Source organism: Nocardioides bigeumensis, from assembly GCF_039531755.1.
Lineage (GTDB): Bacteria > Actinomycetota > Actinomycetes > Propionibacteriales > Nocardioidaceae > Nocardioides > Nocardioides bigeumensis.
Window position 1 is genome coordinate 271733 of record NZ_BAAAQQ010000012.1, and the last position, 12911, is coordinate 284643.

At 72.3% G+C, this 12911-nt stretch carries 13 protein-coding genes; 5 read left to right on the forward strand and 8 right to left on the reverse strand.

Translation table 11 applies throughout. The features are described 5' to 3' along the window. Positions 1-40 precede the first annotated feature (40 nt). Genes ABD295_RS13795 through ABD295_RS13805 form a run of 3 tightly spaced genes read left to right on the forward strand, consistent with a single transcriptional unit; the run spans position 41 to position 1912 of the window. Positions 41-940: a LysR family transcriptional regulator gene (locus ABD295_RS13795; protein WP_344304333.1), complete on the forward strand. Its 900-nt coding sequence runs from the start codon at positions 41-43 to the stop codon at positions 938-940. Positions 941-950: 10 nt separating this feature from the next. After that, a complete protein-coding gene (locus ABD295_RS13800) occupies positions 951-1655 on the forward strand; it encodes a copper homeostasis protein CutC (RefSeq protein ID WP_344304334.1) in 705 nt (234 codons plus the stop codon). Continuing rightward, on the forward strand, positions 1619-1912 hold the full coding sequence (locus ABD295_RS13805; protein WP_344304335.1) for a DUF4031 domain-containing protein: 294 nt from the start codon (positions 1619-1621) through the stop codon (positions 1910-1912). Before ABD295_RS13800 ends, ABD295_RS13805 begins: the two co-directional genes overlap by 37 nt. Here the strand turns inward: ABD295_RS13805 and ABD295_RS13810 are convergent. Both ABD295_RS13810 and ABD295_RS13815 read right to left on the reverse strand, forming a co-directional pair. Next, complete coding sequence (locus ABD295_RS13810) at positions 1901-2482, reverse strand: HD domain-containing protein (protein WP_344304336.1); 582 nt, start codon at positions 2480-2482, stop codon at positions 1901-1903. The genes ABD295_RS13805 and ABD295_RS13810 overlap by 12 nt on opposite strands. Then, positions 2479-4527, reverse strand: a complete 2049-nt coding sequence (locus ABD295_RS13815) for a HelD family protein (protein ID WP_344304337.1) — start codon at positions 4525-4527, stop codon at positions 2479-2481. The genes ABD295_RS13810 and ABD295_RS13815 overlap by 4 nt, the downstream gene beginning before the upstream one ends. Positions 4528-4583: 56 nt before the next feature. On the opposite strand from ABD295_RS13815, the gene ABD295_RS13820 reads away from it, so the two are divergent. Beyond that, entirely contained in the window at positions 4584-5549 is a 966-nt protein-coding gene (locus tag ABD295_RS13820) for a glycoside hydrolase family protein (protein ID WP_344304338.1), read from the forward strand. Positions 5550-5560: 11 nt separating this feature from the next. Here the strand turns inward: ABD295_RS13820 and ABD295_RS13825 are convergent, their stop codons facing one another. The 3 genes from ABD295_RS13825 to ABD295_RS13835 form a co-directional block, all read right to left on the reverse strand. After that, the gene (locus tag ABD295_RS13825; RefSeq protein ID WP_344304339.1) at positions 5561-6901 is read right to left on the reverse strand and encodes a choice-of-anchor L domain-containing protein; all 1341 of its coding nucleotides are present in this window, start codon (positions 6899-6901) and stop codon (positions 5561-5563) included. A 78-nt stretch (positions 6902-6979) separates the two neighbouring features. Beyond that, a complete protein-coding gene (locus ABD295_RS13830; protein WP_344304340.1) occupies positions 6980-7861 on the reverse strand; it encodes an oxygenase MpaB family protein in 882 nt (293 codons plus the stop codon). Positions 7862-7891: 30 nt separating this feature from the next. Continuing rightward, on the reverse strand, positions 7892-9082 hold the full coding sequence (locus ABD295_RS13835; protein ID WP_344304341.1) for a mechanosensitive ion channel family protein: 1191 nt from the start codon (positions 9080-9082) through the stop codon (positions 7892-7894). A 70-nt stretch (positions 9083-9152) separates the two neighbouring features. Here ABD295_RS13835 and ABD295_RS13840 point away from each other — a divergent pair, with 70 nt between their 5' ends. Then, on the forward strand, positions 9153-9911 hold the full coding sequence (locus ABD295_RS13840; protein WP_344304342.1) for a hypothetical protein: 759 nt from the start codon (positions 9153-9155) through the stop codon (positions 9909-9911). Between the two features lie 37 nt (positions 9912-9948). Here the strand turns inward: ABD295_RS13840 and ABD295_RS13845 are convergent, their stop codons facing one another. The 3 genes from ABD295_RS13845 to ABD295_RS13855 all read right to left on the reverse strand — a co-directional run bounded on the left by ABD295_RS13845 (position 9949) and on the right by ABD295_RS13855 (position 12905). Beyond that, entirely contained in the window at positions 9949-10425 is a 477-nt protein-coding gene (locus tag ABD295_RS13845; RefSeq protein WP_344304343.1) for an HNH endonuclease signature motif containing protein, read from the reverse strand. Positions 10426-10462: 37 nt separating this feature from the next. After that, positions 10463-11050 carry a hypothetical protein gene (locus tag ABD295_RS13850; protein ID WP_344304344.1) on the reverse strand — a complete coding sequence of 196 codons (588 nt, stop codon included), beginning with the start codon at positions 11048-11050 and terminating at the stop codon, positions 10463-10465. A 202-nt stretch (positions 11051-11252) separates the two neighbouring features. Continuing rightward, positions 11253-12905, reverse strand: a complete 1653-nt coding sequence (locus tag ABD295_RS13855) for a DNA repair helicase XPB (RefSeq protein ID WP_344304346.1) — start codon at positions 12903-12905, stop codon at positions 11253-11255. Between the last annotated feature and the right edge of the window lie 6 nt (positions 12906-12911).

Consider the following 12911-nt stretch of genomic DNA (forward strand, 5'->3'; position numbering starts at 1 on the left):
CCAGCGACATGATGTGCATCTATTCACGTAGCATCGCTGCATGATGGATCTCACCGCGCTGCGCTCGCTCGACGCCGTGCACGAGCACGGATCGGTCGTCGGGGCGGCCGAGGCGCTGGGCTACACGCCATCGGCGGTGTCCCAGCAGATCAAACGGCTGGAGCGGCAGTCCGGGGTGCCGTTGCTCGAACGTGTCGGCCGCGGCGTCATCCTGAGCGGGGCTGGTCGCATCCTGGTCGCCGAGGGCGCCCGGATCACCGCCGACCTCGAGCGCCTGGAGACCGACCTGCACGCCCATGCCGGTGGCGTCGCCGGTCAGCTCGACCTGATCGGGTTCAGCACGGCGATGCGCGGGCTCGTCGGTCCCGTCGCGGCGGCGCTGATGCGTGACCACCCCTCGCTGCGGATCAGGCTCGCCGAGGTCGAGCCGTGGGACGCCGTCGACCGCGTCGCCGCGGGGCGGGCCGACGTCGGCGTCGTGCACCGCTGGGGCGACGTGCCGATCGCGATCCCCGACGGCCTCGCGCGGCAGGTGGTGCATCGCGACGTGGCCGAGGTCGTGCTCCCCGTCGACCACCCGTTGGCGGGCCGGCGGTCGGTCACCCCGCGCGACCTCGTCGACGAATGCTGGATCGCCACGCCCGAGGGGACCATCTGCCGCCAGTGGCTGGACCGGATGTACGCCGGCACCGGCCGTCTCCCGGTCATCGAGCACACCTCGATGGAGTTCGACTCCCACCTCGCCCTGGTCGCCGCCGGGCTCGGGATCGCGCTCGTGCCCCGCCTCGGCCGGTCCGCGCTGCCGGACGGCACCCGCGCCGTCCGGGTCACCGACCCGGTTCCCGAGCGCGAGGTGATCGTGGTGTGGCGGCGCAGCCAGGACCGCTCGCCGGCGATCCGGGCGCTCGTGACGGCGCTCGGCGACGCCGGCTCCCTCTAGGCTGCCGTCCATGTTGTCGGGGCTGTTGCTGGAGGTGGCGGTCCACCACGTCCAGGACGTCCGCGGCGCCCAGGACGGCGGTGCCGACCGGCTGGCGCTCGTGGCGCCGAGCGAGACCGCCGGGCTCTCGCCCGACGTCGCGGCCGCCTCGGCCGTGCTGCGCGCCACGGACCTCCCGGTCCGGGTGATGCTGCGCCTCAACGACTCGACGACCACGACGGGCGGTGAGTTCACCCGCCTGGTGGGTCTCGCCGAGGAGTACCTCTCGCTCGGGGCCGAGGGCGTCGTCTTCGGCTTCCTGGACGCCGACCTCGAGATCGACGTCGAGACCTGCGAGGCGCTGGCGCGGGCGCTGCCCGCCGTGCCCTGGACCTTCCACCGCGCCATCGACTCCGCGCTCGACCCGCGCCGCGCCTGGCGGCAGGTCAAGCACCTGCCGGGCCTCACGGCCGTGCGCTCCGGCGGCTCGCCCCAGGGGCTGGCGCACGGTTACGACGACCTCCTCGCGCTGGCGACGGCCGACCCGGACGTGGCCAGGCTGCTCATGCCGGCCGGAGGGCTGCTCGCCGAGCACGTGCCGTGGTTCGCGCGGGCGGGCGTGACGCAGTTCCACGTCGGCGTGCAGGTCCGCCCCGGCCAGAGCTACAAGTCGTACGTCGACGCCGGCTTCGTGCGGTCGTGGCGGACGCTCCTCGACTCGGCGCCGGCGCGATGATCCTCATCGACCCGCCTGCGGTGCCGGCGCACGGGCGGATGTGGTCGCACCTGGTCAGCGACACGTCGTACGACGAGCTGCACGAGTTCGCCGCCGCGCACGGCATCCCGGCCCGCGGCTTCGAGCGCGATCACTACGACGTGCCCGACCAGTTCTACATCCGGCTGGTCGAGGCCGGCGCCGTGCCGGTGTCGTCGCGCGAGCTGGTCGGCCGACTGGTGCGGGCCGGGCTGCGGCGCCGGAAGTCAGAGAGCTAGCTCGGCGAGCAGGTTGGCCCGCGCCGTCGCCTCCCAGGCGTCGTGGCCGTGCCGGGTCTGGAACAGCGCCGGCTTGGCCAGCAGGTCGCGCAGGACGAGCCCGCGGCCGGTCGCGAAGTCGGCGTCGGAGACGTGGGCGTACTCGCGACGGACGGCCGCGACGTACTTTGCATAGCGCTCGGGACCGGCCGCGAGGATGGCGAGGTCGGCGTCGCTCAGCGCCCGCCCGTTGCGGTCGGACTCGTCGGGGCGGTGGTGCTCGGTCATCCGGACCAGGCGAGCGACCTCGGCCGCGACGTCGGGGGGCAGGGCCTGCTCCGCCCACTGCGCTGACCGCTCCTCAGCGGCCGGGCGACCGTCGTACACGCCGTCGTGGAACCACGCCGCCAGCACGACCGCGACCCGGTCGAAGTCCTCGCCGGCGGCCGCGAGCTCGTCGAGCCGGTCGAGCACCTCGGTGAGGTGGCGGGTGTCGTGGTAGCCGCGGCTCGGATCGGCGTACGCCGCCAGCAGCTCGTCGCGCAGGGCGTGCCGGTCGTCGAGCGGCCAGCGCTCCCGCAGTTCCGTCACGCGCCGAGCTCGGCCGGCAGCGGGCCGGTGTGCAGCACGACCAGGGAGGTGACCGCGCGGGTGAGGCAGACGTAGAGGCGACGCAGGCCGGTGACCCGGTCGGGCTCGCCCTCGACGACCCCCTCGGGGTCGAGCAGCACGACGTGGTCGAACTCCAACCCCTTGGCGAGCGACGCCGGCACCAGGTCGAGCCGCGTGTCGAACTCGGTCTCCAGGTCGTCGTCCGGCACGTCGCGGCCGAGCACGACGTGGGGGAGCGAGGCGATCGCGCGCTCGGCCTCGGCCAGGCGGGCGTCCGGCACGATCAGTCCGACCGACCCCTCCCGGAGCAGCGCGGCTTCGACCTCGTGCGCCAGGTCGGCGCTCTCGACGAGGCTGAGCTCGCCACGGCTGCGCCGAACCGAGGTGGGCGGGGCCAGGGTCGCGGCGATGTGGGGGAGCAGCCGGGCGGCGTACTCGATGACCTCGCCGGGCACCCGGAAGCCGCGGGTCAGCTCCTCCACGTGGGCCTGCGGCTTGCCCAGGTGGCCGAGCGCCTCGCCCCAGGAGCGGGTGGCCCAGGGGGTCGTCGCCTGGGCCAGGTCGCCGAGGACGGTCAGCGACCCGGTGGAGGAGCGGCGGCCGATGGCGCGCAGCATCATCGGCGACAGGTCCTGGGCCTCGTCCACGACGATGTGGCCGAGCGACGGCGTGCGCTCGATGACGTCGGCGGCCTCGTCGAGCAGCACGGCGTCGGCCAACGACCAGGGCGTCGTGCCGGGCGAGGCCTTCGGCTTCGCCCAGAGGAGCGCGGCCTGCTCGTCGTCGGTGAGGAGGCCGTCGGCCGCCACCTGGAGAGCCGCCGGGTCGGCCAGCAGCCGGTGCACCAGCTTGGCGGGGTCGACCGCCGGCCACAGCTGCGCGGCGTACGCCTTGACCGGCTTGCTCCTGGCGACCGAAGCCTGCACGCGGTCGTCGGGGGAGTCGCCCGAGAGCTCCATCTTCACCAGGATCCGGTGCGCCAGCGATTGGGGGAGCATCGCGCGGGCCGCGCCGTAGCGGACGCCGCGGGTGCGCAGGTCGGAAAGGATCTCCTCGACCTCGTACGCCGGCACCCGGAACCGCCGCGCCCCGACCGGGACGACCAGCGCCTCGGTGGGCGTCCCGACGTGCGCCCACACCGCTCGGGCGATCACCTCGGCCAGCCGGGCATCGCCCTTGAGCGTCGCGACGTGCGGCTCGTCCGCGCCCCGGATCGTCCACTTCGCATTGAGGGTGCGCAGGCTCTTGGCGACCATCGCCTCGATCGTGGTCTGGCCCGCCTCGATCTCGCCCAGGGCGGGCAGCACGTCGCGGATGTAGCGCAGGAAGCTCTCGTTGGGCCCGACCACGAGCACGCCCTGCCGGCGCAGCTGGTCGCGGTGGGCGTAGAGGAGGTACGCCGCGCGGTGCAGCCCGACCGCGGTCTTGCCGGTGCCGGGCGCGCCCTGCACGGCGATGCTGCGCGAGACGTCGGCGCGCACGATGACGTCCTGCTCGGGCTGGATCGTGGCGACGATGTCGCGCATAGGCCCGACCCGGGGGCGCTCGATCTCCTGCTCGAGGATGGCGGAGTAGTCGTCGTCCTGCCCCGGCGAGGCGAGGTCCTCGTCCTCGTACGCCGTCAGCGTGCCGTGCTGGTAGCCGTAGCGGCGCCGGAGCGTGACGCCCATCGGCTCGAGCTTGGTGGCGCGGTAGAACGGCACGCTCACCGGGGCCCGCCAGTCGACCACCATCGGCTCGCCGCCCGGTTCGGACACGTGCCGCCGGCCGATGTGGAAGCTTGCGCCCGACGAGCCGAGGCCCGACTCCTCGTCGTAGTCCAGCCGGCCGAAGAAGAGCGGCACCGTCGGGTCGTCCTGCAGCTGGCGCATCCGCAGCTCGAAGGTGGACTGGAGGTACTCCCGGCTCACCCAGTCGGCCGCACCGGCCGCGTCCATCGAGGCCGTGCGCTCGCGCATCCGGGCGAGCTGGGCCCGTGACTTCGCGAGGTGGGCCTGCTCCCGCTCGAGCTCGGACGTGGGCATGGCAGGACCTCCCGGGTGGCGATGGCGGGAGGGCGACTCTACGCCAGGATGGGCCCGTGCTGAGACTGGACAACTCATGGGTCTGGGACAGCTGGGTCGCCGACGACGGAGTCGACTATCACCTCTTCTACCTCCAAGCGCCTCGGTCCCTCGGTGACGCGGGTCTCCGACACACGCGCGCGACCGTCGGGCACGCGCGGTCACGCGACCTCGTCGAGTGGGAGGTGCTTCCGGACGCGCTCGGGCCGACGCCTGGGGCGTGGGACGACGTCGCGATCTGGACCGGGTCGGTGGTCCGCGGGGACGAAGGTCGCTGGCGGATGTTCTACACCGCGATCAACAGTCGCGGTCACGGGCTGCGTGACCAGCGGCTCGGCCTCGCCGAGTCCGACGACCTGATCACCTGGCGCAAGGTCGGCCGCGAGCCGCTGCTGGCGCCCGACCCACGCTGGTACAAGACCCTGCCCGAGAACGGCACCGCCAGCGAGACCTGGCGCGACCCCTTCGTCTTCCGCGATCCGGACGGCGACGGCTGGCACATGTTGGTCACGGCCCGGGCCGTCGGCGCGGAACCCAACGACGACGGCGTGCTCGCGCACGCGCGCAGCCACGACCTGCGCACGTGGGAACTCGGCCCACCAGTGTGCGAGCCGGGGGCCGGGTTCGGTCAGCTCGAGGTGGCCCAGGTGCGGGTCGTCGACGGCGCACCGGTGCTCGTCTTCACGTGCCACCCCCAGGAGATGACCGCGGCCCGCCGGGCCGCGTCGGGCGGCTGCTGCACCTGGTCCGTGCCGGCCGCCGACGGACAGGGCCTCCTGGGTCCATGGGACGTCAGCCGGGCGCTGCCCCTCGTGGCCGAGCCGCACCTCTTCGCCGCGCCACTCGTCGAGCAGCGGGACGGATCGTGGGCGTTCGTCGGCTTCCGCAACACCGAGCCGGAAGGCGTTCTCGCCTTCGACATCATCGACCCGGTGCGGGTGTCAGTCCGGGCCGACGGCACGCTGGCCGCCGACCCGGACTGAGTGACGCGGCGTCAGCGAGGCAACGTCACGTTGGTGACCGCGGTCGCGCCGTTGCTGGAGTTGGTCAGCCGCACCGAGAAGGTGCCGAGCGGCTGCTTGAGCAGCTTCCGGGCCCGCTTCTTCAACTTCTTGGCCTTCTTGATCAGCTTGGCCGCCTTCTTGAGCAGCGGGGCAGCCTTGGCGGGGCTGAGCGTCGCGGCCTTGGCCTTCAGCTTCTTGGCCTTCTTGAGGAGCTTCTTCGCCTTCTTCTTGAGCTTCTTGGGCAGCAGCTTCGCCGCCGTCAGCGCCTTGATGCCCTCAGGTGTCGTCGCCGCGGCGATCGTCCCCGTCGTCGCGGCCGGGATCGTCGCGGACCCGGAGGCGAACGGCGTGGTGGCCTTCCGCGCCGGGAGCGTGTCGCCCCAGTTGACGAAGCTGACCGAGGCGGTCAGCGGGCACCCGATCGGGCCCTGCGGCAGGTTGCACGTGACCGGGATGTTGAGCGTGGTGCCGCTCAACGTCGGCACACCGGCGACGCTCGCCCCCGTCGTCGCCTCGAACGGGTCCAGGGCGAGCGACTTGCACTGACCGGCCGCCTGGTTCTCGAAGCGGATGTTGTCGACGAACACGGCGCTGTCGAGGATCGAGTCGCCCTGGTCGAACATCGTCAGGTAGAGCGCGTGCGCCGAGCCGGGAGCCACCGGGGTGCGGGCCACGAGTCGCAGCGTCGCGCCGTCGTACGTCGTGCCGGCCGCCTCGGCCGCGCTCATCGAGCTCGGGCCGGCCGCGTCGACGGAGATCGTGTCGCCGGCGCCCGCGGCGAAGTCGCCGGGAGCGTTCACCTTCTGCGCGGCTGGGTCGACGCTGACGTTCCAGGTGTCGAGCTGGGCGACGAAGGCATCGTTGTAGCCCGACTCGACGAACTCCGGGTACTCCTCGGAGAGGAAGCGGAAGTCGAACGCCAGGCAGTTGCCGGTGGCGGCGGGCAGGTCGACGCGCAGCACCTGCTGGTCCCAGACGTCGCCGGCGATCGGCGTGCCGGTCTGGGACCACGACTCGCCGCTGCCGCCCTCGGTGTTCGCGTCGTCCGCGAGGTTGGCGTCGCCGCTCGTGATGATGCCGAACGTCCCGCCCGCAGTCGGGAAGCCCGCCAGGGCGGAGTCACCGATGCCGGTGGGGCATGGGCCCGCCGTGCAGTCGTAGTCGATGGTCAAGGCGGCGCCGGTCACGCCGACCGCGGACATCGCGTTGCCCAGGGCCACGGGATCTTCGCTCGGGGCGACCGCCGCGGTGGCGGCGGAGGTGGTGATGAGGCTGAGGGTCGCGGCGCCGGCTATCGCCAACCCGAGACGCCCTTGGTGGATCTTGAGCATGCTGCGCTCCTTCGATGTGTGGGCCGGGGGAGCTTGTCTGGGATCTTGCCCCTCCGAGCACACCGTTGGCGCACTGGTCTAGGCCCCTTGTCCAGACGTCGCGGCGGCTGGTACCACCACCGCGGGTGGCCGCATCGCCCACCGGATGGTCGACGTCGCCGCCTTCCCCAGGGCCCTCGTGACGGCCGGCCCGGTGACCGGCAGCCAGGGCAGGCGCAGGTCGCGCCGAGCCCACGCGGGCAGTGAGCCGATGGCGGCGGCGATGAGCACGCCGTACGCCGGCCGGGCGGCGTAGGGCAGGTCGGGATGCCAGACGAGGTGCCGCACGGCCTCCCGCGCGTGGTCGGTGACCCGGAGCTCCGGCCGGTAGCTCTCGAGGACGTCAGCGAGCTCCGCCTCCGTCTGCGGCGGGTCGACCACGCCGAGGCGGCGGGCGACCTCGCCGGTCTGCACGACGTACTCGTCCCTTCGGGCCTGGTCCAGGGGGAGCCGCCCGTAGGTCTGGTGCGCGCGCAGGAAGCTGTCGATCTGCGCGACGTGGACCCACATCAGGAGGTGCGGGTCGTCGGCGGCGTACGGCGTGCCGTCGTCGACGGTGCCGGTGACCCGCGCGTGGATGCTGCGCACCGCGTCGACCGCCTGCTGGGCGTGCTCGGCGGTGCCGAACGTCGTCACCGCCAGGTAACGGCTGGTGCGCGCCAGCCGGCCCCACATGTCGCCGCGGTAGCCCGAGTGCTCGGACACCGCCGTCATCGCCGCGGGGTGCAGCGTCTGGAGCAGCACGGCCCGGATGCCGCCGACGAACATCGCCGCGTCGGCGTGCACCTGGACGATCGGGCTGGCGGCGTCGAACCAGCGCGGCCCCGGTGTGCCGTGGATCCGCTCGCGGTGCCGGGCGCCGTCGGGCCCGGCGACGCGGGCGAACAGCGCCTCACCGAGTCTTTGTCTCACGTCTGTCACATGTTGAGCCTACGGAGTGGCCCCCACTCGTCAACTCGGCCCGCCCTGCTCCTGGTCGACCTGGGCGTTCTCCTGCTCGCCGCGGCGGAAGCTGGCGGCCCGGGCCTCGCCGGCCTCGTCGCCGGAGAACAGGCCCGGTCGGTCCGCCTGCTCCTGGGTCGGGGTCGCCGTCCGGACCCGGCGCTCCTCGTGCTCGACCATCTCGACCCGCTGGCGCGGGATGCTGTCGCTGTCGTGCACCTGGAGCCAGGACACCAGCTCCTCCCGCACGTGGCAGCGCAGGTCGAAGAGGCGGGCCGCGTCGGTGGCGGTGACCAGCGCGCGCACCCGCACGAGCCCGGCGACGGCATCGGTCACCTGGAGGACCTTCGTGCGGCCGTCCCAGAGGTCGGTGCCGTCCAGGACGCGGTCGAGCCGGGCGCGCAGCGCCTCCACGTCGACCCGCCAGTCGACGTCGAGCTCGACGGCGCCGAGCAGCTCGGAGCTGTGGCGGGTCCAGTTCTGGAAGGGCGTCTTGGTGAAGTACGTCGACGGCAGCACCAGCCGCCGGTCGTCCCAGAGCCGGACGACGACGTACGACAGCGTGATCTCCTCGATCCAGCCCCACTCGTCCTCGACGATCACCACGTCGTCGAGCCGGATCGCGTCGCTGAAGGCCACCTGCAGGCCGGCGATCAGGTTGGCCAGCGTGGACTGCGCGGCGACGGCGGCGACGATGCCGATGATGCCGGCCGAGGCGAGCAGGCTGGCGCCGACCGTGCGCACGATGGGGAAGCTGTAGAGCCCGGCTCCCACCGCGACGACCACGACGATCGCGACCGTGAGCCGCCTGATGATGAGGCCTTGCGTCTTGGCCCGCCTTGCCAGCCGGTTGTCGGCGACGCCGGTGTCGTAGCGGCTCAGCCCGAGGTCCTCGACGAAGATCAGCGCGGCCGCGAGCAGCCAGGCGCCGACGCCGATGGTGAGCAGCCGCAGCGCCAGGACGAGCACGTCCCATCCACCCTCGGCCACCTCCTCGGGGCGGGTGTTGGTGACGACGCCGAGGACCGTCGCCGAGGCCACGGTGAGCCGGAACGGTATCGACGTCTTGCGGAGCAGGTCGCCGCCCCACGACCAGCGACGGGCGAGCAGCCGCACGGCGACGTGGATCACGACGACGCCCACGGTCGCGACGAGGAGCGCGACGCCGAGGCGGAGGAGGAAGTCTGGCCAGGGAACCATCCCCCACTGTGCCCACAGAACTCCCCGCGAATGCCAGTCGCCGGGCCACTCTCCGCTGCATCATGGGCCCGTGGACGCCATGGACTGGCCGGCGCGGTACGCCGCCGGCGACCGCGCGACGGTCTGGCAGGAGATGCGCGAGGTCGGCGCGGACATCCGCTCGCCGGGTCTGCTCGCACCCGCGACCGAGGTGTGCGACGAGATGGCCCGCCGTGCCCGGCGCAACGTGGAGGAGCTCGTACGCCGGCTGACGGCCGCGGGCTACCGCTTCCACTCCAACGACGGCCGGAGGACGTCGATGCCTCCGCACTCGCCCCCGACCGCCACCGCCGGCGAGCACGCAGACTGGCTGGACGAGCAGTTCGGCGGCGTGCCGCTGACGATGAAGTCGTGGGTCCGTCACGTCGGCGACGTCTGGTTCGTCGGCACCCACCCCGACTGGGCGGACGCCGACGCGTCGGACCCGTTGGTCCTGGAGATCGAGGGCACGGTCCAGGGCGAGACCGACGGCGAGGCGATCCAGGGGTACTTCGAGGACGAGCACGACGCATGGAGCGAGTGGTCCGACGAGGACCCCGACGCCGACCCCTTCGTGATCCCGCTCGCGCCCGACGCGCTGCACAAGAGCAACACCAGCGGTGGCGACCCGTACGGCATCGTGCTGCCCGACCGCGGGGTCGACGGCACCTGGTCGGGCGAGACGCTGATGTCGTTCGTCGACTACCTGAACGACGTCTTCGCCCATGGTGGCTTCCCCGGCGTGGCGGCGGACGACGCGATAGGGCGCCGGATCACCGCCGACCTGGCGCGCGACCTGCTCGAGCTGTAGTCCCGGGCGGCCAACGGATGATTGGCGGGCTCGGTTGTCAGACGAGTGCGGTGATCCCGCCGGGTCCGGTCCACTCGTAGCCGCCGTGGGGCAGTCGTGTGTAGCGCCAGAGTCCTGCGGTCTTGGCGCGGTGGTGTCGTCGGCAGAGGGCGGCGAGCTTGGAGGGGCTGGTTTGTCCGGGTGGGCCGTGGGGGTTGTAGGGCTCGATGTGGTCGAGGTCGCAGTGTCTGGCGTCGACTTGGCAGCCGGGGGGTCTCGACTTTCCGCTCGCAGGCTCGCTGCTCGACCACCGGTGGTCGAGCGCAGTCGAGACCGGTGGGTCGTGCCGGTTGACGGTGGGTTCGGGGTGGGCTGCTTGGCCGGTGTTCATCCAGATGACGGGTTGGATCTTCACCCGGGTGTGGCCGACCCAGTCGTGGAGCTTGGCGGCGGTGAGGGGGCCAAGCTTCTCGACCTCGCCGACGGCGACGGGTTCGTCGAGGAGGTCGGTCAGGTCGGCGTGCACGTAGAGCACCGTCTCGCTGGTGGTCGAGGAGGTCGCGCAGCGACCGTCAGGAGAGCCCGGCGGGGTGTTGACGAGTCCGCAGAGGGCTTCTGCTTTCCGGGCCCCGAGGGGCCGGGTCGCCGGCCTCGCCCGCAGCGGCGGCCTGTTGGCAGGCGTGTTGGTAGAGGCGGGTGAGTCCGAGGGTGTCGCCGGTGATGTGGAGCTCGCTGGTCCCGGCGTAGGCGGGGGTGTCGGGGGTGAACATGCGTGCTTTCCAGGCGGGGACCTGGAGGGTCTCGACCATGGCGTGGCACAGGGGGAGTCGGTGGCGTAGGTCGAGGGCGTCGGCGATCAGCTGCCGGGCGGAGGCGGGGGAGATCTCCAGGGTGACCGCGAGGGGTTCGGCGGCGAACGCCTCCACGCCGGGGCATCCGTCGCCGCCGAGTGATTCGTCGGTGAGCAGGAACGAGTCACCACCCCAGGTGGAGGTGCCGGTCTGGGTGGTGGCGGGGTGGGTGATCGCCCATTGGTAGGCCAGGGCGAGCTTGTCGGCCTCGGCCTGCCGCGACCTGCGGTCCACAGTGGCGAGGGCGTCGAGCAGCGCGGCGGGGCCGAGGTCGTCGAGACCCGGCTCGTGGTCGCGTGCTGCTGTCATGTCACCAATCCAAGCAGGGGCCACCGACAACACGCCTTGGCCGAAACCCGTTGTTCCACAGGCGTCGACGTGCACCGCACGCTCTGGCAGCAAGCTCGGCAGGGCCGACGTCGTGGAACTGCCGTGAGTCGCCCATCATCCCGTGGACCAGGACAGCGACGCGATCTCCTTCGCCCCACTGCCGGGTGTGTAGCCGCACAGCTCAGTCCAGGTTGCCCAGGACGATGTCGTCGGAGTCGGTGATGCGGTAGGCGTAGCCCTGCTCGGCGAGGAAACGCTGACGGTTCTGGGCGAACTCGGCGTCGACGGTGTCGCGGGAGACGATGGCGTAGAAGCGGGCGGTGCGGCCGTCGGCCTTGGGGCGCAGGAGCCGCCCGAGGCGTTGCGCCTCCTCCTGGCGGGAGCCGAACGAGCCGGACACCTGGATCGCCACGGCGGCCTCGGGGAGGTCGATGGAGAAGTTGGCGACCTTCGAGACGACCAGCAGCGAGATCTCGCCGGTGCGGAACGCCTGGAAGAGCCGCTGCCGCTCCCTGACGGAGGTGTCGCCCTTGATGACGGGGCAGTCCAGGTCGGCGCCGATCTCGTCGAGCTGCTCGAGGTACTGCCCGATCACCAGCGTCGGCTCGCCCTGGTGCATCGCGACCAGCTGCTCGGCGACGCGGGTCTTCGCAGGCGTGCACGCGGCCAGGCGGTAGCGCTCCTCGGGCTCCGCGACGGCGTACGCCAGCCGCTCCGACTCTGTGAGCGTCACCCGCACCTCGACGCAGTCGGCGGGCGCGATCCAGCCCTGCGCCTCGATGTCCTTCCACGGCGCGTCGAAGCGCTTGGGCCCGATCAGCGAGAAGACGTCGCCCTCGCGGCCGTCCTCGCGCACCAGCGTCGCGGTCAGCCCCAGACGACGGCGGGCCTGCAGGTTGGCGGTCATCCGGAAGATCGGCGCCGGGAGCAGGTGCACCTCGTCGTAGATGATCAGGCCCCAGTCGCGGGCGTCGAGCAGCTCGAGGTGGGAGTACACGCCTTTCCGGCGTGTGGTCATCACCTGGTACGTCGCGATGGTGACCGGCCGGATCTCCTTGACCGCGCCGGAGTACTCGCCGATCTCGTCCTCGGTGAGGGAGGTACGCCGCAGCAGCTCGTCCTTCCACTGCCGCGCGCTCACGGTGTTGGTGACCAGGATCAGCGTCGTCGCGCGGGCCTCGGACATGGCCGCCGCACCGACGATCGTCTTGCCGGCACCGCACGGCAGCACGACGACCCCGGACCCGCCGTGCCAGAAGGACTCCGCGGCGGCGCGTTGGTAGTCACGCAGCTCCCAGCCGTCCTCGCGGAGGTCGATCGGGTGCGCCTCGCCGTCGACGTACCCGGCGAGGTCCTCGGCCGGCCAGCCGATCTTCAGCAGCGCCTGCTTGAGGTTGCCGCGCTCGGAGGCGTGCACCACGACGGTGTCGTCGTCGAGGCGGTCGCCGATCATCCCCGCGACCTTCTTCGCGCGCAGCACCTCCTCCAGCACCGGCCGGTCGGTGGAGACCAGCACGAGGCCGTGGACGGGATGCTTCTCCAGGCGTAGCCGGCCGTAGCGGGCCATCGTCTCGGCCACGTCGACGAGCAGCGCGTGCGGCACGGCGTAGCGGGAGTACTTCAGCAGCGTGTCGACGACCTGCTCGGCGTCGTGGCCGGCGGCCCGCGCGTTCCACAGCCCCAGCGGGGTCAACCTGTAGGTGTGGATGTGCTCCGGCGACCGCTCGAGCTCCGCGAAGGGTGCGATCGCCTTGCGACAGTCGGCCGCCAGCTCGTGGTCGACCTCGAGGAGCAGTGTCTTGTCCGACTGGACGATGAGCGGGCCTTCTGTCACCTGTCG